The organism is Tolypothrix sp. FACHB-123 (assembly GCF_014697075.1).
In the GTDB taxonomy this organism is placed as follows: Bacteria; Cyanobacteriota; Cyanobacteriia; order Cyanobacteriales; family Nostocaceae; genus Aulosira.
This window is the reverse complement of record NZ_JACJRE010000007.1, coordinates 77194-101332: the sequence shown is the minus strand read 5'-3', so window position 1 is coordinate 101332 and position 24139 is coordinate 77194. Positions and strand designations below refer to the sequence as shown.

Annotated in this window: 23 protein-coding genes and 2 pseudogenes; 15 read left to right on the top strand and 10 right to left on the bottom strand. The window is 40.5% G+C overall.

Annotated elements, in window-relative coordinates; genetic code table 11:
• The first annotated feature begins 53 nt into the window (after positions 1-53).
• The 6 genes from H6G41_RS07190 (at position 54) to H6G41_RS07165 (ending at position 7699) form a co-directional block, all read left to right on the top strand.
• Complete coding sequence (locus H6G41_RS07190; protein ID WP_199316075.1) at positions 54-500, top strand: hydrogenase maturation protease; 447 nt, start codon at positions 54-56, stop codon at positions 498-500.
• A gap of 143 nt (positions 501-643) precedes the next feature.
• Positions 644-1516 (top strand): DUF4231 domain-containing protein, encoded by an 873-nt coding sequence (locus tag H6G41_RS07185; RefSeq protein ID WP_190744959.1) that lies wholly within the window; start codon positions 644-646, stop codon positions 1514-1516.
• Between the two features lie 362 nt (positions 1517-1878).
• A complete protein-coding gene (locus H6G41_RS07180; RefSeq protein WP_190744956.1) occupies positions 1879-3114 on the top strand; it encodes a calcium-binding protein in 1236 nt (411 codons plus the stop codon).
• A gap of 240 nt (positions 3115-3354) precedes the next feature.
• Positions 3355-6135: a bifunctional acetate--CoA ligase family protein/GNAT family N-acetyltransferase gene (locus tag H6G41_RS07175; protein ID WP_190744954.1), complete on the top strand. Its 2781-nt coding sequence runs from the start codon at positions 3355-3357 to the stop codon at positions 6133-6135.
• Between the two features lie 245 nt (positions 6136-6380).
• Positions 6381-7061, top strand: coding sequence for a Uma2 family endonuclease (locus H6G41_RS07170; protein WP_190744952.1), 681 nt, complete (start codon positions 6381-6383; stop codon positions 7059-7061).
• Between the two features lie 74 nt (positions 7062-7135).
• The gene (locus H6G41_RS07165) at positions 7136-7699 is read left to right on the top strand and encodes a Uma2 family endonuclease (RefSeq protein ID WP_190744950.1); all 564 of its coding nucleotides are present in this window, start codon (positions 7136-7138) and stop codon (positions 7697-7699) included.
• A gap of 18 nt (positions 7700-7717) precedes the next feature.
• On the opposite strand, the gene mgtE is transcribed toward H6G41_RS07165, so the two are convergent.
• On the bottom strand, positions 7718-9118 hold the full coding sequence (gene mgtE / locus H6G41_RS07160; protein WP_190744948.1) for a magnesium transporter: 1401 nt from the start codon (positions 9116-9118) through the stop codon (positions 7718-7720).
• Between the two features lie 658 nt (positions 9119-9776).
• Between mgtE and H6G41_RS07155 the strand changes: the two genes are divergently transcribed.
• Entirely contained in the window at positions 9777-10175 is a 399-nt protein-coding gene (locus H6G41_RS07155; RefSeq protein ID WP_190744946.1) for a hypothetical protein, read from the top strand.
• Between the two features lie 28 nt (positions 10176-10203).
• Here the strand turns inward: H6G41_RS07155 and H6G41_RS36175 are convergent.
• A pseudogene (locus H6G41_RS36175) lies at positions 10204-10613 on the bottom strand (hypothetical protein); the annotation flags it as partial.
• Positions 10614-10887: 274 nt separating this feature from the next.
• On the opposite strand from H6G41_RS36175, the gene psb34 reads away from it, so the two are divergent.
• Together psb34 and H6G41_RS07140 are read left to right on the top strand one after the other, a co-directional pair.
• Positions 10888-11058 carry a photosystem II assembly protein Psb34 gene (gene psb34, locus H6G41_RS07145; protein WP_190744944.1) on the top strand — a complete coding sequence of 57 codons (171 nt, stop codon included), beginning with the start codon at positions 10888-10890 and terminating at the stop codon, positions 11056-11058.
• Between the two features lie 62 nt (positions 11059-11120).
• Positions 11121-11318, top strand: coding sequence for an electron transporter (locus H6G41_RS07140; RefSeq protein ID WP_190744942.1), 198 nt, complete (start codon positions 11121-11123; stop codon positions 11316-11318).
• 59 nt (positions 11319-11377) lie between these two features.
• On the opposite strand, the gene H6G41_RS07135 is transcribed toward H6G41_RS07140, so the two are convergent.
• The 4 genes from H6G41_RS07135 to H6G41_RS07120 all read right to left on the bottom strand — a co-directional run bounded on the left by H6G41_RS07135 (position 11378) and on the right by H6G41_RS07120 (position 15434).
• Complete coding sequence (locus H6G41_RS07135; RefSeq protein ID WP_190744940.1) at positions 11378-12925, bottom strand: mercuric reductase; 1548 nt, start codon at positions 12923-12925, stop codon at positions 11378-11380.
• 66 nt (positions 12926-12991) lie between these two features.
• Positions 12992-13810, bottom strand: coding sequence for a TVP38/TMEM64 family protein (locus H6G41_RS07130; RefSeq protein WP_242037828.1), 819 nt, complete (start codon positions 13808-13810; stop codon positions 12992-12994).
• Entirely contained in the window at positions 13794-14534 is a 741-nt protein-coding gene (locus tag H6G41_RS07125; protein ID WP_190744938.1) for a TVP38/TMEM64 family protein, read from the bottom strand. Before H6G41_RS07125 ends, H6G41_RS07130 begins: the two co-directional genes overlap by 17 nt.
• Positions 14535-14723: 189 nt before the next feature.
• Entirely contained in the window at positions 14724-15434 is a 711-nt protein-coding gene (locus H6G41_RS07120; RefSeq protein ID WP_190744936.1) for a TIGR04283 family arsenosugar biosynthesis glycosyltransferase, read from the bottom strand.
• A gap of 376 nt (positions 15435-15810) precedes the next feature.
• On the opposite strand from H6G41_RS07120, the pseudogene H6G41_RS36170 reads away from it, so the two are divergent.
• The 3 genes and pseudogenes from H6G41_RS36170 to H6G41_RS07095 all read left to right on the top strand — a co-directional run.
• A pseudogene (locus H6G41_RS36170) lies at positions 15811-15855 on the top strand (hypothetical protein); the annotation flags it as partial.
• A gap of 257 nt (positions 15856-16112) precedes the next feature.
• Positions 16113-16388, top strand: coding sequence for a DUF1778 domain-containing protein (locus tag H6G41_RS07100; RefSeq protein WP_190744934.1), 276 nt, complete (start codon positions 16113-16115; stop codon positions 16386-16388).
• 3 nt (positions 16389-16391) lie between these two features.
• Complete coding sequence (locus H6G41_RS07095; RefSeq protein ID WP_190744932.1) at positions 16392-16907, top strand: GNAT family N-acetyltransferase; 516 nt, start codon at positions 16392-16394, stop codon at positions 16905-16907.
• Between the two features lie 138 nt (positions 16908-17045).
• On the opposite strand, the gene H6G41_RS07090 is transcribed toward H6G41_RS07095, so the two are convergent.
• The gene (locus tag H6G41_RS07090) at positions 17046-18368 is read right to left on the bottom strand and encodes a dihydrolipoamide acetyltransferase family protein (protein ID WP_190744930.1); all 1323 of its coding nucleotides are present in this window, start codon (positions 18366-18368) and stop codon (positions 17046-17048) included.
• Between the two features lie 462 nt (positions 18369-18830).
• Here H6G41_RS07090 and H6G41_RS07085 point away from each other — a divergent pair, with 462 nt between their 5' ends.
• The gene (locus H6G41_RS07085) at positions 18831-19328 is read left to right on the top strand and encodes a hypothetical protein (RefSeq protein WP_306790422.1); all 498 of its coding nucleotides are present in this window, start codon (positions 18831-18833) and stop codon (positions 19326-19328) included.
• A gap of 414 nt (positions 19329-19742) precedes the next feature.
• On the opposite strand, the gene H6G41_RS07080 is transcribed toward H6G41_RS07085, so the two are convergent.
• The 3 genes from H6G41_RS07080 to H6G41_RS07070 form a co-directional block, all read right to left on the bottom strand.
• Positions 19743-20195 carry a YlqD family protein gene (locus H6G41_RS07080; protein ID WP_190744926.1) on the bottom strand — a complete coding sequence of 151 codons (453 nt, stop codon included), beginning with the start codon at positions 20193-20195 and terminating at the stop codon, positions 19743-19745.
• Between the two features lie 43 nt (positions 20196-20238).
• On the bottom strand, positions 20239-22215 hold the full coding sequence (locus tag H6G41_RS07075; protein WP_190744923.1) for a long-chain fatty acid--CoA ligase: 1977 nt from the start codon (positions 22213-22215) through the stop codon (positions 20239-20241).
• A gap of 236 nt (positions 22216-22451) precedes the next feature.
• Positions 22452-22628 carry a hypothetical protein gene (locus H6G41_RS07070; protein WP_190744921.1) on the bottom strand — a complete coding sequence of 59 codons (177 nt, stop codon included), beginning with the start codon at positions 22626-22628 and terminating at the stop codon, positions 22452-22454.
• A gap of 638 nt (positions 22629-23266) precedes the next feature.
• Between H6G41_RS07070 and H6G41_RS07065 the strand changes: the two genes are divergently transcribed.
• Together H6G41_RS07065 and H6G41_RS07060 are read left to right on the top strand one after the other, a co-directional pair.
• Positions 23267-23455 (top strand): hypothetical protein, encoded by a 189-nt coding sequence (locus tag H6G41_RS07065; RefSeq protein WP_190744920.1) that lies wholly within the window; start codon positions 23267-23269, stop codon positions 23453-23455.
• A 231-nt stretch (positions 23456-23686) separates the two neighbouring features.
• Positions 23687-24097: a hypothetical protein gene (locus H6G41_RS07060; protein WP_190744917.1), complete on the top strand. Its 411-nt coding sequence runs from the start codon at positions 23687-23689 to the stop codon at positions 24095-24097.
• Positions 24098-24139: the final 42 nt, after the last annotated feature.

Below are 24139 nucleotides of genomic sequence, written 5' to 3'. Positions count from 1 at the left end.
ATCATCGCCAAGGTTTTGGTATAGCGGATTAACCGAAGTCGCTGGTAAAAATAATGAGCAATATTGTAGCTATTGGTTATGGTAACGACTTACGCAGCGATGATGGTATCGGCCAGTGTATAGCTAATCAATTAGCTCATCAATTACAGTTATCAAATGTCAAATCTTTAGCTGTACATCAACTTACCCCCGAACTAGCAGAAATATTAGCCAGTGCAGATTTAGCGATTTTTATCGATGCTTGTTTAGCTAGTGAAAGTTCCCAAGTGGAAGTGCGATCGCTTTCTCCTGACTCTTGCGGTAATATTAGCGGACATGTAGCCGATCCGCGATCGCTTTTAGCCTTAACTCAAGTTCTTTACGGTAATTGTCCCACCGCTTGGTGGGTGATTGTCCCTGGCGAAAATTTTAACCTAGGCGATCGCTTATCACCAACTGCAAAACAAGGAATTGCGATCGCCCTAGAAAAAATCGCTCAAATTATCAGCTTTCAGGCATAGTAACTTTTAAGACATTAAAATTAAAAACAATAAAAATCTTGGACAATTAAATAATCCATTGCATATACTGAGGTTATTTGAGTTAGTAAGTATCCTATCTTACTTGTGTGGTGTCCTCTAGTAATTAATTAAGTACCAAGCCAATGACATCTTCAGATATTGCAAATATCAACAATAGAGTAGCCTATTCTAATCCAGAAACTACTGCGTCCTCAACAAGTCCCAAGAACTTGTATCCCTTCAAAGTCATTGAATATTTCTTGTTAACTTGCTGTATTGGCGCGAGTGTAGTATTTCTCACTTTTCCTGGTGGTAGTCAACAAGCTGTAATTCTGGGCGTAGTAGCTTTGACTATTGCCATTTTTCTCTACCTGATCAATAAGGAAGTCATAGTAACTTCTAAACAAGCTGCCAAACAGTCTGATATCAGTAAAAAAGCTGAAATTTATACCTATCTATTGGCAAACAACAGTTCATGGTATAAAAATAACATCGCGCCAGCGAGAGAAAAAGCTTTGCAATATTGCCAAGATTTAATTGATGATTACAAACGGACGCGCAATCTCGCCAGAAATCTGTATTACTTTTTGCAAATCTCTACCGTAATTTTATCGGGCGTCACACCAATCTTAGTTTTGGTAGACAAATTAGAAACCGGACAAGCATGGTTAAAATGGCTACCAGTAATTTGTCCTGCGATCGCTTCTATCGTTGCCAGTATTGTGACATCTTTTCCTTTCCAAAAAAATTGGGTAGCAGCGAACGCAGCTGTTGAATTATTAGAAGCTGAACAGGAAAAATTTATTTTAGGAATTACTCCGCTTTATCGGACTAGTAATTCCACTGATGAAACAGAACAGTTGCAAACAGCTAACCAAGTCATCGAAAATTTTGTTGTGCAAGTGAATAACATTCACCTCCAGCAGGTACAGCAAGCCAGCGAACAATCTTCAGAGAAAAAAGAAGCTTCACCATCGAGTGAACAAAAGAAAGAAGTTGCTGAAGAGGAAAAGTAAACTAAAACCTATACCAAATTTATGAACAAAAATAGCCCCAGTTCATCGTAGAAACTGGGGTTAGTTTTTTGTAGTCCTTTCCACCTTACATACAATCAATATTTCTGAAACCCTTACTGAAGGCTAATTACTAGCTAAAAATTCCATCTAGCAGTTTGAGGCATTATTAAAGCTAATTTAGCTTTGGTCTTCACAAAATCCTCAAATTTTTCCTGTAAATTCTCAAATATGCCTGTTGAGTGGGTTCCAATCGGACTTGACTCAGAGAAATCTGTCTTTAATTAGGCAAATCAATAAAAATCATTTTTTGAATTGGTATATGTGCTGTAAGCGGGAAAATAGTCACTGCTTGGGAGTTTTTTATGGACAGCATAAATATAATTTCACCAAACCAAAAGATAGAAGGATATTCTCAAGCCCAATTGGGAGATATCTGGTGGCAAACTGTTTATGAACTGCCTGCTGATCAACATTTTGGGCGATTTGATGATAATAAAGATCTACGTGGAAAACGGGGGTCAGTTGAAAAGTCTCAAATTGCTCAACCCGATCAATCGCCTGCTTTCTTCATTGGCGGAGCCTTTGGTGATTTAATTACAGGCGTAGGAGGCATTTCTCAGATCAACCGAACAATCATACTGCCCAACAAAGGAAACACAACAGTTTTCTTCCCCATTCTTAATGCCACCGCTAACAATCTAACTAATGATATATCTACGATCAATCCAGAAGATCCTTTTTCCAATGGCAACCGTACAGTTGAACAATTAAAAGAGCAGGCTGCATTTTTTTCCAATCCCATAGCTCAGGGAGGGCTAGTATCCGATCTCTTTGCTATGGTTGACAGAAAGAAGATTAATAATCCCTTTGCGTACCGACAAGCTTCAGAAAATCCTTTTAGCTACACTCCTCCAAAAAATAATATTCTTGAGGAGGACTTGGGCTATACCGAAAATACTTATTTAGCTAACCCTGAATATGATCCTAATTTTCCTACCCTTAAAGAGCTAGGTGGCTTCGGGAAAGTCGAAATCAGTCCGGAGGTTGCTAATGGTTATTGGTTGGCGGTTAAAGTTGCTGGCGGAGATCATACTTTGAATTTTGGAGGAACTTTCACTGTAGGTGGAGAGCCATTTTTTTCATTGGATATCACCTACAATATCCTCAATCAGGTATTAGGAACTCGTAAAAATGACCACCTCCAAGGAACTCAAGGCAATGACTATATTGATGGTGGTAAGGGCAAAGATTACTTATTTGGCTTGAATGGTGAAGACCTCTTAGTTGCTGGTGATGGTAATGATGTAATTAATGGAGGTCGCGGAAATGATGAACTATGGGGTGATGCAGGCAAAGATTTATTCATCTTCAAACCTGGTTACGGAGCAGATAACATCTTTGATTTTGAGCATGGTGAGAAAATCGATATTTCTGCATTTAAAATTCAAGATTTATCGAAAATAGGAAAGACTGATATCACGCTGGAAAGTAAATTGGATACTACTCAGATCGATTTGGGGGGAGGTAATCAACTGATTTTAGTTGGAATTGCTGCTCAAGAAGTCGCCATTTCCCGAAATACCATTACTCTCATTTAGATAAGTTCTTCAATATAGCGGATTTCAATTCGCTGAGATCAAAATAAGGGTAGGGGCGCACTGTCCCTACCTATATATTTTATTTACGGAAAGTACTCTGTATAATTGGGTTTGAAGTTTGACAAAAATTACAATAAATTTCTTAACTATCCTCACAACTTCCTCAAGAATCTTTTCTAACCTCATATTGTCTCCAGAGAGTCCAAAGAGACGCTATCCAAATTAACGAGGTTTAGCGAAATGCAAAGCCCCAATATATTCAAAACAGATCCCACCTTCGACATTCTCCGTACCGAGCGCCAGCCCCTCAGTTCCATTTTTGCGCCGGCAACGGTGGCTGTAATTGGTGCTAGTGACTCGCCTGGAAGTGTAGGACGTACCTTGCTGTGGAATTTAATTAGTAATCCTTTTGGCGGTACGGTATTTCCTGTAAACCCAAAACATCACAGTGTGATGGGTATTAAGAGCTACGCCAATATTGCAGAAGTACCGGACGCAGTAGATTTGGCAATCATTGCCACACCCGCCCCGACAGTACCGAAAATTGTCCGCGAATGCGTCGCGGCGGGGGTGAAAAGTGCTGTAATCGTGTCTGCTGGATTTAAAGAAATCGGTGCCCCTGGTATTGAATTAGAGCAGCAAATCTTACATGAAGCCCGCTTAGGTAAACTCAGGATTATCGGCCCCAATTGCTTGGGCGTGATGAATCCCCATACAGGACTAAACGCCACCTTCGCCAGTACAATGGCGCGTCCTGGGAATGTCGGCTTTATTAGCCAAAGTGGTGCCCTTTGCACCTCAATTCTCGACTGGAGTTTGCGGGAAAATGTCGGCTTTAGCGCCTTTATGTCCATCGGCTCAATGTTAGATGTTGGTTGGGGCGATTTAATTTACTATCTTGGTGACGATCCCCATACCAAAAGTATTGTTATTTACATGGAATCCATCGGGGATGCGCGGTCATTTCTCTCAGCTGCCCGTGAGGTAGTCTTAACCAAGCCGATTATTGTCATCAAAGCCGGTCGCACTGAAGCCGCCGCTAAAGCTTCAGCTTCCCATACTGGCGCATTAACTGGTAGCGATGAAGTTCTCGATGCTGCCTTTAGGCGTAGTGGGGTACTGAGAGTCAGCAGAATTTCCGAACTATTTCACATGGCGGAAGTATTGGCAAAACAGCCCCGCCCCAAAGGCCCGCGTCTGACGATGATTACCAACGCTGGCGGCCCTGGCGTCCTCGCTACAGATTTTCTGATTACTACCGGAGGAGAACTGGCAGAACTAGCACCAGAGACAATTACCTCCCTCAATCAAACCTTGCCATCTTTTTGGAGCCATAACAACCCTATTGATATTTTGGGAGACGCCGATCCAGAACGCTACAGCAAAACCTTAGAGATTGTCGCCAAAGATCCAAATAGTGATGGTATCTTGCTGATTCTCACTCCTCAGGCAATGACCGATCCTACCCAAACTGCCGAACAGTTGAAATCTGCAATTGAAAAAGCACAGGTTCCTGCAAGCAAACCAATTCTAGCAACTTGGATGGGCGGTGCTGAGGTGATGGCAGGGGAAGCAATTCTCAATCGTGCGGGTATTCCTACCTTTTCCTACCCCGATTCTGCGACCCGTATATTCACTTATATGTGGCAGTCTAGCTATAACCTGCGCGGCATTTACGAAACTCCCGTATTACCAGCAGAAGAAGACGGTATCCCTAACCGGAATCTTGTAGATAAGATTATTATCACAGCCCATCAAGCCGGGCGAACTATTCTTACAGAGACCGAATCCAAGCAAATCCTGGCAGCTTACGGTATTCCCACTCTACAAGCTTGCATCGCCGCTACAGAAGACGAAGCTGTCGGTTGTGCAGATTCCCTGGGTTATCCCGTAGTCCTCAAATTATTATCGAAGACGATCACCCACAAAACCGATGTGGGTGGTGTGCAGTTAAATCTTATGGATGCGGATGCTGTACGCTGGGCGTATCGCAATATTAAAACTGCTGTTGCCGAAAAAGTAGGTTTAGAACACTTTTTAGGCGTAACAGTGCAGCCAATGATTAACCTTAATAGTGGCTACGAATTAATTATTGGTAGTAGCTTAGATCCGCAATTTGGGCCAGTATTGCTGTTTGGCGCAGGGGGACAATTAGTAGAAGTATTTAGAGATCGAGCGATCGCACTTCCTCCCCTCAATAGTACTCTGGCACGCCGGATGATGGAACAAACGCAAATTTACAAAGCCCTCAAAGGCGTAAGAGGACGCGCACCTGTAGATTTAGCAGCTTTAGAGCAGTTATTAGTGCGATTTTCCCAATTAATCGTAGAACAGCCCTGGATTAAAGAAGTTGACATCAATCCCTTATGGGCGCGATTTGAAGGTAGGGATCAAGCAGAAGACAAATCTTCCTCATTACTAGCCCTAGATGCGCGGATCGTTCTTCATCCACCGGAACTGACAGAAGAACAATTACCCAAACTAGCGATTCGCCCCTATCCCACACAATACATCACACCTTGGATAATCAAAGATGCTACACCAATTACCATCCGCCCCATCCGTCCCGAAGATGAGCCGTTAATTGTACAGTTCCATAAAACACTCTCAGAGCAAAGCGTCTATTTTCGCTACTTCCATCTGATGAAACTGAGTCAACGAATCGCCCACGAACGTATGTTGCGGCTGTGCTTCATTGACTACGATCGCGAAATGGCGTTAGTAGCCGATCGCAAAAACCCCGTAACAGGCGATCGGGAAATTCTCGCTGTGGGACGCTTGAGTCAGTTACATGGTGTCAAAGAAGCGGAATTTGCTCTTTTAGTCAGCGATCCATATCAACGTATGGGGTTAGGTACAAAAATCTTAAGTCAACTGTTGTACGTTGCTCGGAATGAACATATCAAGCGCATCACTGCTGACATTCACCCAGAAAATGTTGCCATGCAACGAGTTTGTGAAAAAGTTGGCTTTCGTCTCTATCGCAGTGCTGATTTAGTGCAAGCCGTAATTGATTTGTAATATCAAATCACGCAATTTTCCGACAATATTTTTTTGTAGGGTATAGCAATGCTATGCCCTTATTCATAATCTTTGTATTTATTATTAAATAGAAATTTTATGCGATAAAATTCTGATACCAATTTGAAAAAAGAATGCGACAGATTGTAGGGGTATGGCAATGCCATGCCCTCTAGAATATAATCACCACCAAGACGAGAGAAAGCTAAAATAAACCCATTAACCTATGATGCTGTCTAAACTTTATGGGGATTACGCAAGAATTAGATTCTACTGAAAGCATCTCCCAAGAGGTGATATTTCCCCCTGGCGATTTATATAGTGACGAGCCTCCCTTGGAAACAGAACTACATCTACGACAAATAATCCTACTTCTCAGCTGTCTAGAATGGCTGTGGCGAGACAGAAATGATTTTTACGCTGCTGGTAACTTGACTATTTACTACAGCCCCCATCAAAGCAAGTCAGAAAAATTTCGCGGCCCTGATTTTTTTGTAGTCTTGGGAACGGAACGCAAAACTCGTAAAAGTTGGGTGCTTTGGGAAGAAGATGGTAAATATCCCAATGTAATTGTGGAAATTCTTTCAGACTCAACTGCTAATACTGATAAAGGATTGAAAAAAGAACTTTATCAAAATACTTTCCGCACGCTGGATTATTTTTGGTTTGATCCATATACATTAGAATTTGCTGGATTTCATTTAGTAGATGGTGTATATCAACCTCTACAAGCAAATGAACTAGGACATTTGTGGAGTCATCAGTTAGGTTTATATCTGGGAATTGAACAGGGATTCTTGCGATTTTTTACAGCAGAAGGTCAATTAGTGCCGTCACCAGAAGAAGCAGCAGAACAGGCCAATCAAAAAGCTGCACGTTTGGCTGCAAAATTGCGGGAGTTAAATATTGACCCTGATTCAATTTAATGAATTACTAATTCAAGGAATTCAATATTTAAGATAAAGATAAAATACTGCTTTTTTTACCACCTGAATTGGCAATGGTTCAAACTCCTAGTAAACCCTTAACTCTGGAAGAATTTCTCCAGTTACCAGAAACGAAACCCGCCAGTGAATTCATCAATGGTGAGATTATCCAAAAGCCTATGCCTCAAGGAAAACATAGCACAGTTCAGGGAGATTTAGTTTCATCTGTGAACATGGTGCTAAAACCAAATCGGATCGCGCGTGCGTATCCCGAATTACGCTGCACTTTTGGCGATCGCTCTCTTGTCCCGGATGTTGCAGTTTTTACTTGGGAACGCATACCGCGTGACGAGAACGGTAAAGTAGCGAATGCGTTCTTGATAGCGCCTGATTGGACAATTGAAATCCTTTCCCCTGAGCAAAGCCAAACTAAAGTCGTCCGTAATATCCTCCATTGTCTGGCACATGGTACACAGATGGGTTGGTTGATTGATCCAGAAGAGGAACTCGTGTTTGTCTATTTTGCCGATCGCACTCTCGCTATCTTTGAACAACAAAGCGATCGCATTCCTGTTCCATCCTTTGCTGAGTCTTTTCACCTTACCATTGCTCAACTCTTCAGTTGCCTAAGTGAATAGCCTAATATTCATAACTACTCATAACTTTAAAATCACTCGCGCCAAATTAAAGTAAATCAACACCCCAAGGACATCAACGGCTGTAGTAATAAATGGCGCTGACATCAAGGCTGGATCTAAGCGCAGTAGGCGGAATAAAAACGGTAGCGCTGAACCGGAAATTGAAGCTAAGACAGAAATTGCTACTAAACTAGTGCCAACAGCGATCGCAACTTCTAATTTCCCTTGCAGAAAGTAAGCCCAGACTGTAGCAATGCTACCTAACATGATTCCTAATAATGTACCAGCGATCGCTTCTCTGCCAATTACCTGCAATGGCCCTAACAATCTAATCTCTTCGGTGTTCATCCCACGGATCACTACTGTGGAAGATTGCGCCCCAACATTACCACCAGTACCAGTCAATAAGGGAATAAAAGCTGTCAGTGTAACGACTTTGGCTAATATATCTTCCTGAGATTTAATAATTGTTCCCGTTACTGTATTGGTAATTAATAACACAAGTAACCACACAACCCGTTTACGCGCAACATCCATTAAATTCATCTGAAAATAATTATCGCCGCCTGATTGCACCCCACCACCTACGGCGTAGATATCTTCTGTAGTTTCCTGTTGTAGAATATCGATCACATCATCAACCGTAATAATACCGACGAGACGCTGTTCTCGATCTACCACAGGTACGGCTAAAAAATCATATCTTTGGATTAATCTGGCAACTTCTTCTTGATCCGTGTCGGTGTAGACAAACACCACATCACGGGTCATAATCTCACCAATTAATTCTTCGGGTTGAGATGTTACCAATTCCCGCAAAGACACAATCCCTGTTAATCTTCTGGCTGTGTCAGTGACGTAAAGATAATAAATGATTTCACTAGCCTTAGCTAGGCGGCGTATGCGCTCTAGGGCCTGATATACCGTAAAATTTTCTTTCAGGGAAATTAATTCTGGGGTCATAATTCGCCCAGCCATATCAGCCTCATAACCCAAAAGTTGGGCTGTAGCAGTGCGTTCTGCTGGACTGAGTTGTTCGAGAAGGCGATTGACGATTTTGGCGGGGAGTTCGTCAAATAGTCTGGCGCGATCGTCTGGAGACATTTTATCGACAATATCCCGGACTTCTTGGCTTCTGAGTTCTTCAATTAGCCGTTCTTGAATAGAATAATCGAGATATTCATAAACTGCGATCGCCTCATCCTTAGACAGCAAGCGAAACGCTAAAGCGTGCATTGCTTCCGGTAAGCCTTCAATCGCCTCCGCAATGTCTGGCGGTTGTACAGGTACTAAAATCGCTTTTGCGCCGGGTAAATCTCCCTGTTCTAACAGCATTTGTAGCTGAATTCGTACTAAATCTCGCAGTTCTCTGCGCGACATATCTGGGAGATTAGAGGATAAATTATTTATTTCTGTCACAAATTACACTTTCCTCAAGCAGTTTCAACAAGGTTGCTACACAATATAATTGCATTAACTTTATCTGGATAAAATTTTTACTAAAAAAATATCCAATCTTTTATATTTCCCCAATAACTCAGATAATTGCGATAAAAGCTCTCTGGAATAAGAAGATGCATTTTTTTAATAAAATTATTTAATTTTTTGCTAAAAATTTATTTGTAATCTTGATAAATAGTTTATGCATACAAATGCAATTATTTGCATTGCTCGTTGTTATGTGTAGTGGATAAAGTTTTGTACAATACGCTTCTAGTAATATTTAGTAGCTTATAAATGCTAAAAATCATTTCCGAAATTGACATTTTTAATAACTTGTGATTGCTCTATCATAAATATTGCCAGCAGGCGGAAAAGCTCTTCCTGTTAGGATTTGGGTTGTCTTCCCGTAATTAATTACACAGTAAGCAATGACAAATTATTCATTATTTTTTGGTTTTTATAGTAAGTATAATCATAAAAATTAACAAAAAAAGTACATGGAGTTTAGTTATTTTATCGGAACATTTTTTCTATGAGCATGTCGATTTAGATATGACATTCACACAATGTCCGGTTTCTCAAAATTAATTCAGAGAAGCCAAAACAGGCAGACAATTTTAGTAAGTTTAAGAATATGACTAACAGAAAGCATTGTGAAGATTACAAGCAAATCGGCAGTTACATTCCACTTGAGTTAGCTCTAGAGTTCAAAAGCATGTGTGCCAGTTTGAATATATTTCAAAGCGATGCTTTAGAGCAAATGACTCAAGATTGGATAAATAAAAAAGCTAGTTCTTGTCACTCTAACACCTCTGTAACAGCTAAACCAGAAACAATTTCCGATTTAATTCGCGCCAACCGAGCAAAACTCAGATATTGTGGGTTGAAAAATCTGCAAGCTCTTGCTAGAGGGGAGGCTTTACCGACAGCAGGCGACTTTGCTATCATCACATCAGCCTTAAACCTGCCAGAAGAAGAACGAAAAGAAATCTGGCAGAAAAATATGCAAAATTTCCAGAGATTCCGAAATTAAATTTAACTTTCAAGTTTAGTTTTCAGTTTTAAGAGAATTTAGTTAAAAACCTCAAAACTCTTTTAGTGTTATCTGTAAGAAGTTTACGCGGATAAGCATCAGCTGCTTTTTTATTAGCTTCAGCCTGAGTTGAATAAGAATGAATCATACCGTTGAACTTAGGGAACTCAAAAAAATAAATTATTCCGTTCAAGTCGTTGACGGTTGACAGTTGACTGTTAACCGTCAACTGTCAACCGTCAACAGTGAACAATAGTAATGGAATATTTTTTTACTTGGAAGTCCCTTATTCAAACATAGCTTACCGACAATAGCCGTAGTTACTTCTGAAATCATCTCCCCAGCATCACAAGCAACAATAATTGCACCGAGAATTTCATCAACGCCTTGTTTTTGGAGGATTTTCAGCAATCCTGATGCTTCACCATCAGCGATCGCTCAATTTACAATCCTCAAAATAATATTAACCTGCGATCGCCTGATCCTTAGACAAATCAGGGAAAGGCTAAAACCTGCATTGCTTCTGGTAACCCTTCAATCGCCTCAGCAATATCCGCAGGTTGTACCAGTACCTCTTGATGAATTTGTCGCCTTTACATTTATTCATAAGTAAACCTGATAGCATATCTTAGTTTTTCTTTGTCAAGTCTTCTTGCCAAATCGTAACAATTCCGTTACATTATTTTACATAAGTTAACGAGAGCAAAAAACTATGTACACCACCATTAACGAAGACGGCGTATTGAACAACTATGCAACTGAACCCCAAATCTACTATGCAGAATATCCTTCCACTGAAGAGCAACGCCGCTATAGCTTTCAGGCTGGAGTCGCCACTTTATTACTCAGCGCCTTAGTTTTACTTGCTTTCGGTGTTAGCTAATAGCTATTGCAGATATATCCACAGAATTTACCAACAACTTTGATAATTAGGAGACAAAAGAAATGTTTGCACCATTAGTAGTATTGGTACGTGAATTGATGGGTAAGGCTAAATTTAATCAGCTACGTGGTAAAGCTATTGGTATCCACGCACAAACTATCACTAATTTTTGCAATCGGTTTGGAATTGAATCTAAGCAAAGACAGAACCTAATTCGTTTAGCCAAAGATAACGGTAAAAAATTAGGGTTACTTGCTTAAATTTTCAGAATTTTCTTTTGTTTAGTTTACGCCTAGAGTAGGCAACAACCTAGTCACGATTAAGATAATTTAGTTAAAAATCCCAACAATCGTTTGGTATTCTCTGTGAGAAGTGTGCGCCGATAAGCATCAGCTGCTTTTTTAATAGCTTCAGCCTGAGTTGGATAGGGATGAATTACGCCGCTTAATTTATTCAAACCTAACTTACCGACAATAGCTGTAGTCACTTCCGAAATCATTTCCCCAGCATGACGAGCGACAATAGTTGCACCGATAATTTCATCGGAGCCTTTTCTGTGAAGGATTTTCAGGAATCCAGATTCTTCACCATCCGCGATCGCTCGATCTACACTACTAAAAGGTATTTTTATCGTCTCAAAATCAATACCTTTGGACTTAGCTTCCTCCTGTGATATTCCCACATGAGCAATTTCTGGATCAGTATAAGTTACCCAAGGCATAATTAAATTGCTGAGTTTAGAACGTCCTAAACCGAACGGAGAAAACAGCGTATTTTTAATCACAATCCTGGCTGCTGCGTCAGCTGCGTGAGTAAATTTCCAATTCATGCAGATATCACCAGCCGCATAAATTTTCGGATTTGTGGTTTGCAGATAATCGTTAACTTTTACGCCTTGGCGTTGATCGTATTCTACATTAACAGCTTCTAAATTTAAACCTTCCACATTCGGAGCGCGTCCCGCACCGACTAAAATTTCATCTACCGTTACAGAATCTCGATGTCCATTAGCAGAAAAGTAAAGTCGCTTACCTTCGGTGACAGTTACTACTTCCTCTAATTTGGCATTTAATACTAAACGAATTCCTTCTTTGATTAAAACCTTTTGCAAAATTTCCGCAGCTTCTGCATCTTCTTTATTTAAGATATGAGAACTGCGATGAAAAAGCACAACTTCACAACCCAAGCGGCGGAAAGCCTGAGCTAATTCGCAACCAATCGGCCCACCACCAATCACAGCTAACCGTTCCGGTTTTTGGATGAGGGAAAAAACCGATTCATTTGTGAGATAACCAGCCTTTTCTATTCCAGGAATTTCTGGTTTTGCAGCTCTTGCACCAGTAGCAATTACAGCTTTTTTAAACCTCAGAATTTGTCCGTCAACTTCTACAGTATTCTTACTTGTAAATCGCCCACTACCTAAAAAAACATCAACGCCTAATTTTTGAAATCGCGCCGCCGAATCATGGGGACTAATACCTGCTCTAATGCGGCGCATTCTCGCCATTACCGCAGAAAAATCAACATCAATATTTTTGGGAATATTAATTCCTAATTCCTTACCATCCCACAGTTCACCGATTACACGAGCCGAACGGATAATAGTTTTAGAAGGAACGCAACCCACATTTAAGCAATCTCCACCCATGAGATGCTTTTCAATTAACGCCACCTTTAAACCTAAACCCAATCCAGCAGCACCCGCAGCTACAACTAAACCCGCAGTTCCCGCACCAATTACTACCAAATCATAAATTTTCGCTGGTTCTGGATTCACCCAATCTTGTGGATGAACATGAGATACCAAAGTTTGGTTATACTCATCCATTGGGCGAACAGTTACTCTCTCAACTTCTAAATTAGACATTAATTTTTCCCCTCTGCGTCTCTGTTATCTGTGCATGATATTTTTTATATTTACTAAATCCTAATTTTAATTATTACTAACCTCCTCATCCAAAGCCTTCCTAGCTATGCGAGTAATATAAATAGTTACAGCTACAGTTGCAATAAAACCAATAATCCGAATCGCCCATTGTATAGTAGGATTAGTAGGTTGAGATTCAGTCCCAATTCTTGCCAAACTACCAGCTAAAGAACCGATATAAACATACATAATAGTTCCCGGAATCATTCCCACAGAACCAATAAAATAATCCCTTAAAGAAACCCCTGTAATCCCAAAAGCATAGTTTAATAAATTAAAGGGAAATATGGGCGAAAGTCTGGTTAACAGCACAATTTTCAGCCCAGCTTTACCAACAGCATGATCAATAGCCGCAAATTTTTTATTATCTGAGATTTTCCGCGAAACCCAACCTCTAGCTAAATAACGTCCTACGAGAAAAGCCGCAGTTGCGCCTAAAGTAGCACCAATAAATACATAAATCGAACCCCAAACTACACCAAAAACCACACCAGCACCTAGGGTTAAAATTGAGCCTGGTAAGAAAGCAATGGTAGCAATAATGTAAAGTGTAATAAAAGCGATCGCTCCTAGTGAACCCAGGCTATCAATCCATTGCAAAGCATCTCGTAAAATTGTTTGGGGATTAAAGGTAGTGGTTGTAGATTGTTGTGCTAAAGCTTGGTCTGTAGAGCATAAGAAGAGTATAGTTATAGCTAGCAATGTTAATAAATTAATTTTTTTTAATGAACCGCCAAGTACGCCAAGTACGCCAAGGATAAGAGAATTTTTTTGATTAGAGGTAGATGGTTTGCAAGCCTGATTAATTTTATTCATTTGCATCATGGTTATTTGTTGCTGTGGCTACACTTTCTTTGAGGGCTTTTTGCGCAATTTTGGTAATATATATAGTTACGGCTACTGTAGCAATAGCACCCATGGCTTGGATTATCCATTCTCCGATTTGCGCTTGGGGATTACTAGGCTGATGAGGTGTTCTCAACATGGCAAGATTAGTAGCTAAAGAGCCAAGATAAACATACATTACTGTACCGGGAATAATACCGATAGAACCTAAAATATAATCTTTAAGGGAAACTTGCGTCACCCCAAAAGCATAATTTAATAAGTTGAAGGGGAAGATAGGTGAAAGCCTAGTTAGGAGGACAATTTTCCATCCTTCTTTGGCGACAGCTAAATCGATGGCTTTAAATTTAGGATGCTTTTCTAGTTGTTTTGCTACCCAATCTCGTGAGAGATAACGCCCAATTAAAAATGCTACAGTTGCGCCAATAATTGCAGCAATTATTACGTAGACAGAACCCCAAAACACGCCAAATAGACAACCGCCTTTCAAGGTTAAAACAGAACCAGGGATAAATAACAAAGTTGCTAAATTATAAATAGCGATAAATGCTATCGGGCCAAAGTAACCAAGGCTATTAACCCAAATAATACTGGTGTGTAAAATATCTTGAATGTTGAGATATTTACTAGCAATTATTACCGTAGCAATTAAACAACTTAACAATAAAAGTTTGATTGTGGTATAGAATTTGCGGTTAGTCATTGGTTATTTGTCATTAGTCATTGGTCAGTAGGGGCGGGTTTATTTGGATCTTTGTTAATAAATGAGGATATCGGTGAACCCGCCCCTACAGTTTTCATTAGTCATTAGTCATACTCTAATATCTAATTTTTAGCTTCTTGAACCTCTTTTTATCTTCAACTAAAATATTCTCATTCCCTGAGAATCAGCTTAATTTTTCCTAAATTTTTCTTGGCGATACCAGCTACGAATTCGTTCTGGTGATATTCCCAATAAATAAGCGATGATGACTATTTGATTAATTAAGGTAGTTTTAAAAATTCCCTTGCGCAACCAGCGACGTGCAGATGTTATAACTGATGCTTTAATAAACGTAATTTTACCAATACATCGTAAGCGACGTATGAGTTCAAAGTCTTCCATAATTGGCAATTCTGGAAAGCAGCCAATTTTGTTAAATATATCTTTAGTTATAAATATTGCTTGGTCGCCATAAGGCATTTGCCAAAACTGCGATCGCACTTTTACCCCCAATTCCACCAACCTCAAACCCCAACCCGATGCATCAATCCGCAAGTTAAACGCACCCGCTACGGTTCCCGGTTGTTGTAGTGCAGTGCGAATCAAAGCATCAAAGCCAGCAGGTAAGCGGGTATCTGCATGGAGAAACAGCAAAATATCACCGCTAGCAGCTACAGCGCCGGCATTCATTTGCACGGCTCGCCCAGGAGATGACAAGATAACTTTGACGCCTAATGACTGAGCTATGGCTACAGTGTCATCTTGAGAGCCACCATCAACTACAATAATTTCTATATTGGTACTGGGTTGGGTAGAAGCGATCGCATCTTGAATATTTCCCGCTTCATTGAAAGTCGGAATAACTATCGAAATTTTTGCAGAATTAAGATTCTGATTCATGATTGCTTCATTCCGCTTCGCTACATTTACAATGACTTTTTATCATTAAGCGATCGCACCACACAAAAACGAACCTTGAAGCGGCTATTCTCAACTCAATAGTGGCTTTCCTTAACTCAATAGCGGCTTTCCTTAACTCAATAGCGGCTTTCCTCAACTCAATAGCGGCTTTCCTCAACTCAATAGTGGCTTTCCTCAACTCAATAGTGGCTTTCCTTAACTCAATAGTGGCTTTCCTCAACTCAATAGCGGCTTTCCTCAACTCAATAGTGGCTTTCCTCAACTCAATAGTGGCTATTCTCAACTCAATAGTGGCTTTCCTTAACTCAATAGCGGCTTTCCTTAACTCAATAGCGGCTTTCCTCAACTCAATAGTGGCTTTCCTCAACTCAATAGCGGTTATTCTCAACTTTGCATCTAATCTGAAAAAGTAAGTTTGTTGCACAAGAGAGAGTAGTGATGAAGAGCGATCGCAAAATCAAAGATTTGACTGCTACTTGCTAATATTTGTGCAAAGCTAGGCAAATGTCTTGATATAGTCAATTATTTTGGTATCAAGAGGGCTTTTCTTTTGCTAGAATAGATTAAAGCTTAATTAGTGCGGGATGCAAAAGCTTACATAAAAACCTTCAAATACTTAGCAAAAAATTTGTTTATAATAACTAGAAAAAATAAATTATGCAAAGTATCAAATTACGCTCCCGTGTCGATGCCGATGGGATATTGAGGTTGGAAGTCCCTATAGAACTGGCGAATCTTGAACTTGACCTAGTTGTAGTCTACCAGCCTGTAGAGTCAGTCACAAACGACACCGAAAAACAAGAGGATATTCAAGAGATTAAACTCAGCCTCAAAGATAGTATGGCTTTTGTTGAATCCCTGCTCAATCCCCCAGAACCTAGCTCTAAGATGCGGATGGCTGCTCAAGAATACAAACGGAGTATGGGGTTGTAGCTAGTGGCTGCTCCGACCTTTGGCTACGCTATTGAAACGTTGAATACCCAACATGATCGCTCAGGATTTAACTGTGGCATAGAATCCCTTGACCGCTATCTACTTCAACAAGCTGGGCAAGATCTGCGTCGTCGCGTTGCGGCTCCTTTTATCCTACAAGATTTGGATAATCAACGTATTGCTGGCTACTACACTCTCTGCGCCACCGCCATCAATTTACAGGATTTACCGCCTCAACAGGTTAAGAAACTGCCTAGATATCCTGTTATCCCAGCTACGTTGCTAGGAAGGCTGGCCATTGATGAACGCTACCAAGGTCAAGGATTGGGAAGTTTCTTGCTGTTCGATGCCTTTGGGCGTAGTCTCAGAAGTGAGGTTGCCTCTTATGCAGTGTTGGTTGATGCGATTGATGAGAAGGCGAGTGCTTTTTACCAACACCATCAGTTTCTTCCTTTCCCCGACCAACAGCGACGACTTTACCTACCAATGGCAACCATTGCTTCTATGTTTGAAGAGTAAGGCAAAGATACTCTGAGGAGAACATGCTTTAATCGTAAATGAGATGTTCCGCAATAATTTCACCTTAAAAAATAAAAAGACTTGAAGTTGATTTAACTCCAAGCCTGGAAATAACATTGTTTTATTAAGAAATCATTCTTACATGGTCAAAGATTGCGGATTGGTTTCAATTAACTTAGCTAAATCTTGCAAGAATGCAGCCGCATGAGCGCCGTAAATAATTCGGTGATCGGCGGTAATATTTACCTGCATTTGTTGACGCACGCCAAATAATCCATCGGGGGTGGCGACGATTTGCGGACGAGATGCGCCGACTGCTAAAATTGCACCTTGTCCAGGTGGTAAAATCGCGTCAAATGTATCTACACCAAACATTCCCAAGTTTGACACGGTAAAGGTGCCGCTGTTGTATTCATCTGGTTGTAGTTGTTTTGCTCTCGCACGCTCTACTAAGGACTTCCAAGTGCGCGATAGGGAATAAATATCTACTAAATCTGCATTCTTTAACACAGGTGTAATCAATCCGCCATCATCCATTGCTACAGCAACAGAAATGTTGATGTCAGAATGATAAACAATTCCTTGTTCTGAATAGCTAGCATTGATTAATGGATGTTTTTGCAGCGTTACGGCTACGGCTTTTGCCAATAGCGCTGTCATTGTCACGCCTTTGGATTTAATCTGCTTATAAAGCTTGTCTAGCCCATCGGTGGTAATTGTATAACCTACACGGAATACAGGTACAGATAAGGTAGCTACCATGTTCCGAACAACTGCATTTTGGAAGGTAGTTAAAGGTACTACCTGTCCCGGAACAGCACTGGCGACAGCGGGGACGGGTGCAGGTGCGGGTGCAGGTGCGGGTGCAGCTGTTGGCGTTGGTGGTGCTACTGGGGCGGTTGGGGATACAGATGGTGTTGGTGCTACGGGTGCGCTAGCGACGGGCTTACCTGGATTTGCAGCAATTTCCACATCCTCAGCAATAATCCGACCGTAGGGGCCACTACCTTTGAGCGTCTTCAAATCTACTTTTAGCTCTTTTGCCAATTTACGGGCGCGGGGTGAAACCACTAACCGCCCTTCCTTATGGTTGGAGCCATTTTGAGACGTTGGGATTGCAGCAGCCCCAACAGTTGCAGCTACAGGTTCGGGAGCAGCAGTAGGCGCAGCAGCTGCGCTACCAGAATTCGCCGCAGCCTTGGCGGCTTCGATTTCGGCTTCTGTTTCCACGACGTAAGCGATCGCATTTCCCACAGCCGCAGATTCACCAGCTTGCACTAAGATATGAGCCAGATATCCTTCATAAAAGGATTCCACATCCATATCTGCCTTATCTGACTCGACAACCACCACTGTTTCGCCTTTTTCCACTTTATCGCCTGGCGACTTCACCCAAGATACAATCTTGCCTTCGGTCATGGTGGAACTCAGCGCCGGCATAAATACTTCGTAAATGCTCATAGGGTGGTTTGGTGAATCAATGAATTTATGGACTTTAACAGCTTTTACCAGATCGAATTGTATCTTGGTGTGAGAGTTTTGGGATAGGGGATAGAGCTAGGGACTAGGGGTTAGGGGCTAGGGGCTAGGGGTGAGGGAAGGAAGCAACTGACTAATGACCATGTGGAACCAAAACCCCAGATGAATGTCTAATATAGATAGCAATTAAATTGCGATCGCTGAGTATTTACAATCAACAGCCACAGCAAGTATTTTATCAATCAAATGAGCTTGTTATCTCAGTTTACTTTTCCCATAATTACTCAATTGAAAATCAAGGCTGCTTATAACCAGAAGGTAGAAGCTCAGCGATTCACCTTCCATCTAAAATCTAAGGTTGATAATTTACTTGTTTGAAATTGAAATTCTTGTTTAATTTTTATGTCACTAAAATGGAAATTGTTTTTGATTGTGATAATAAGTATGTTCGCTACTGCTGGCGCGGGAGTTTATTTCTCTCAACATCAGCCTGTGGCGCACAGCTTAGAAACTAACGATGGGAAAGCGCAGGAAATAGCTGCAACTCAAATTTCCCACGATCCGGTCAATTATCCAGAGCGTACCCAATATAAAACCATACCCCTTACCAGTCTCAATACCAATCTTCAAGGTAGCGATCCGGCTACGTTAGCATTAAATATTTTTGAAGAAACTGTCACAGAAGTTGGGACACGGAAAGTTGAGGTAGCTTATCCCCAACACAATCAAGCTTTAGTCACGATCACCCAAGTTCAACCGAGCAATAATCCAGTTAGTGAAGTGAAATATCGCGTGGAAATGAATACCTTTGGGCGATCGCTTTTAGTGAGTTCGCCACCTGTATGGGAAATCGTTTGGGCTGGCTCGAAAGTGCAGTGTCAACCAGGAAACCGCCCTCAAAAAAATTTAATCCTCAGCTGTCAACCCGCAACAGGGGAGTAAAAAGCTGGGGATTCTTTTTAACGATAGCAATCTTATTTTATTGGCAAATACAAGGGACTGTTGACTGTTGACTGTTGACTGTTGACTGCCAAAATAGCGTTACTAAAGTTTGCTAATTAGAAAAATCCACGCCACATGCATTTTTATGAATTATTGCAAGTGGCATGGAATTTGACGCATGAATGCTAAAAAAAGTCAGTAGATGCTGGGAAATAAGTCATTAGTTAGTTGTGATGATTAATAGCTAGGAAAACATACACCACAAATGACCAATGACTATAGCAATCCTATTTCAGTTGTGAAAAATATCGGTTTTGGCTGTTGACTGTTAACTATCAACGGTTAACAGTCAACAACCCTACATGTAATATTTCACAAATCATTGAGGATTGCTATATTGACAAATAACTATTGTTAGATATCGCCACGAATTTCTTCGACAATCCCATCCCGAAGCACAATTTCGACTTGGGTTTTGCTGATCAGGTTATCGCCTGGTTCTATGCGGAAAAAACCTTCCATTTGAAATTGGTTAACTTCTTGATCTAACTCCAAGTACTGTACTTGCTGGAGGTTTTGCAGGAATTGATTTTTTTGCTCTAGGAGTTCGCTTTTCTTTTGATTGACTTGGAGTTGGATATTATCAATCTGTTGGAGAGTTTGCGGCCCAGGAGGTTGCAAACTCTGCTTTTGAATAGCGGTGATTGCTCTTTGTCCTTCAATGTCTAGTTGTTGCAATTGCTGATCGGTTTGATTGATTTGCGCTTGCAATTGCTGTTGTACTTCCTCTTTCCATAGAGGAGTCACAATCACTTTGACATTAACGATGCGTTTCAAAAGCATTTGTTGAGGTTTGGAGACATCCATACAGTTTCACGTTCACTCTATATTAATTGTTTCAGTGGAATTATTAGGCAAACAGGGCGTTAATAAGATCGCGATAGCGTTCTGCGACAACATGACGCCGGATTTTGAGTGTTTGAGTCATTAAGCCATTTTCAATGGAAAACGGCTCAGGAATGAGCTTAAAGGGGCCAATGCGGTCATCGACTCGATAGCCGGGACGATTTTGCACTTCCCGATTCAATTCCTTGCGATATAATTCCTGGATTATTTTACTCTCCAGGTCTATTTTTTGACTGGGTGAGGCGGTAATATTATCACTTTTGCTGCTCAAGTCGAGGTTTTGGCTTTCCGCCCATTTTTCTAAAGCTTCTATATTCGGTACAATTAACGCACCTAGACTGCGTTGGTCTTGACCGACAAGCATAATTTGATCGATATAGGGCGATCGCAAACAAGCATCTTCTATCGGCTGTGGCTCGATATTTTCCCCGTTAGTTAAAACAATCGTATCTTTTGCTCTGCCTGTCAGCACTAAGTCATTTTCCGGCGTTAACCAACCCAAATCGCCGCTATCAAACCAACCTTCAGCATCGATGGCTTTTGCTGTCGCTTCGGGATTTTGGTAATAGCCTTGCATAATTTGCGGCCCCCGCAACAGTACCAGTCCGCGTTCTCCAATTGGTAAAGGTTTGCGAGTTTCTAGATCGACAATTTTAACTTCCGTAGCAGGTAGTGCAGGGCCAGATGAACCACGTACATTATGCCAAGGACGACGCACATTAGTTACTGGAGATGTTTCTGTTAAGCCGTAGCCTTGCAAAATTTGGATACCAATGATTTCAAAAAAATTATCTATGTGTTTGGGAAGTGCGCCACCACCGCTAATTACACACTTAATTCTGCTTCCGGTTGCTTCCCGGACTTTAGCATACACTAGTTTTTCGCCTAGGGCGTGGATGGGGTATAAACCAACAGCGATAATCTTTGCTACTAATCGCTCAATTGCAGAAGCTTTGAGATGCTCTAAACTTAACCCGTCAGCAATCCGCTTGGCTCTAATATAGCGATCGCTATTAGTTAATAAAAAGTTAATTAAACGTTGCTTTTTGGCTGGTTGTTCGCGGAACTGCTTTTGCACGCCTTCATAAATTGATTCCCACAGGCGAGGTACAGCCACCATATACTGGGGTTTAAAATCTTTTAAATCCTTTTTTACCGAACGCAGGTTAGTGTAAACCTGGGTACAACCTTGAGAAAGTAAGTAATATTCGGCTGTTCTTTCGTAGCTATGCCAAGTTGGGAGGATACTTAAGGCCATTTCACCCGCTTTTGGTTGTAGCACTGTCCCAAAAGTATTGATTTGGTGTAATAAATTCCCATGACTGAGCATCACACCTTTGGGTTTGCCTGTAGTACCTGAAGTATAAATCAGCGTTGCTAGAGTATCGTAGTTTTGTTCAACTGGTTCTAGAGAACGGTTGCTAGCAGTTTCTAGTAGTTGGGAGAAATTGAGTACTTTAAAGCTTTCTTGGGTTGGTGGGGTTTCGTCGGTGAGCAAGATTACCAGTTGAATTGGTAAATCGTTGAGTCTATCTTGCAATCTCTTCAGCGTCTTTAAGTCCTCAACTACTACCACTGTGCTGCCACTATTGGCGATAATAAACAGCAATTCTTCTTTTTCGGCTTGGGCGCTACGTACCGCATCCACTCCCCCAGCCGTCATGATTCCTTGATCGGCGATAAACCATCTGGGACTATTATCAGCAATTAAAGAAATGCGATCGCCTGCTTTTACTCCTAAAGCTTGTAAACCAGCCGCAAATTGTTGAATCTTCTCTGCCAATTGCGTGTAATTCATTACTACTTCTGGTTTGCTATGGGGATCGTGTAGAGCCACCGTATTCCCAAAAACCTTAGCTGCTACTGGCCAAATTTCGGGAATTGAATTCAAATTTGTATAATCGACCAACCGCTTCAATGATAAGCGTTCTCGCTCACTAATATTGGCTAAATAAATCGATGCAGATTTGGTTTTGGACATAACACATCACCTAAATACTAAATGAACTGTTTTTGAGAGAATTTTACTATTCTTCAACAATAAATCTCTTTAATATACACAATGCTTTCGGGGATAGCATTTTCGGAAACCACACGATGGATTTACAAAAATTTATGATAAAATTAATTTATATAGTCTTAAAGCAATGGATGTGATTGTATTTAAATGCGATTGCAGATATTGTCCTGACAGCTAAACAATAGCGACCACCTATTTTACAGGGGGTGATTACCTGTGGTTTTAAAACACGCTGCATTACTGACACTCATCAATACTGTTGCTTGTTTGGGGTTTCCCAAGATGCTCTCAATTGTACTTTCATCTAAAGGTAAACCGACTGAACCTTCAACCCATGAATCCAGTTCGCAAACAACTAGAGTAGCAATAACCACCTTTCCTTATTGTACAGCTCACACCATAACAGGCAGTCCATTCTGTAAATTCCGTCCTCATTTTTGCGATCGCTGTACTCCCAATTAATAAGTATTTAGCAGTATTAATACTGCTGGGATAGGTTGATAGGTGTTCTGGGATATTGTTCAGAATACGCAGGTGCATTAATACCACTTTGAGCCAAAATGAAAAATGTTATTTAAATTAAATTAGTCTTAAAAATCTTAGCACTGGTTTATTTATTCAGAAATAATTGAAATTTTCCAGCATTCATTTTTATTTGTATTCATCCAGATGTAAGCATTTATATTGAGTTTTATAGATGATTATTATTGGAAACTTCAATATTAATTTAGGTAGACAAAAATCAGAAAAAATGTTTTAAGCTATCCGCAGCAGACAACCTTACTGCTGTCGCTTTCTTCTTGGTTATGTGAGAAGTTTATAATTTATAAAACTAGGAGATAGCCTTAAATCAAGTGATTTTAATATATTTACAAAAGTTAATATTAAATGTATTGGTATAGCTTATATATATGAGAAGAAAATCAAATTTTCCAATGTAGTCAAAAGTACCGAATTTGATTAACAATAAGAAATAGACTCACAAATTGTTAATTTACGAGGGGGGTAATCTATGAGTTTCATAGATTGTATTTTATTAACACTCATCAACGCTGTTGCCTGCCTTGCATTTCCCAAGCTGCTATCGATGATTTTGGCAGCCAATACTAAAAAAAGTGCGCCAGCCCCAGTTACCGTTACATCAACCGAGTCTAGCACTGAGGTTCGCAGTTTTTCTGAGTTAAGTGAATTGCGCCTGTAAAAATATCAGCATTCAGGCTGAGCATTATTCCTCATCTAGCGATCTAGGTTATAAATTGCGATTTGTGCGATCGCTAGGAGGAAAAATAAGCTTATTCAAAATTCAGATGTTTGTAGTCAGCACTGAAGTGCTTGAACATCCAGAAATAAATTCCCGACTTAATAAAGTATTCTATCAAATTTGAAAAAATTCCCCAAAGTTGTGTTGATAGGGGCTATATTTAGTAGTTTTTTGATTGTAATTGAAACTGCTAATAGCTGTATTACTAAATCTTCTGTAACTTCCAATTTGCCAACATCAACTGCAAATTTAATAACATCAAAAATAGAAACTTTTCGCGGAAAATTAATTTATAAAGAAATTCCTCCTGTAATGTCGGTGCAAGCTTATTTAGGAGAAGAGTTTTTTCTGATAACAAATTCGCAACCTGTAAGTCGCTTAGTTCTTCGTCCGACGGAAAAAGTTTCTCGTGAGAAATTACAATCTTTGCATGAGCAAGCAGTGGAAATCACCGCAGTTTATCATGCGGGAACTCGTCCAGTATCGAATGAAGTTACTTGTCCTTTAGATGCTGATAGACAATGTATGCTTCAAGGTGCTGGTTATCAAGTTTTATCGATTAAAGTTTTATCTCAGTTGTAATTTAGTAAGTTGGCGTTTTGGTAGGGGTGGGGTTTCCCCGCC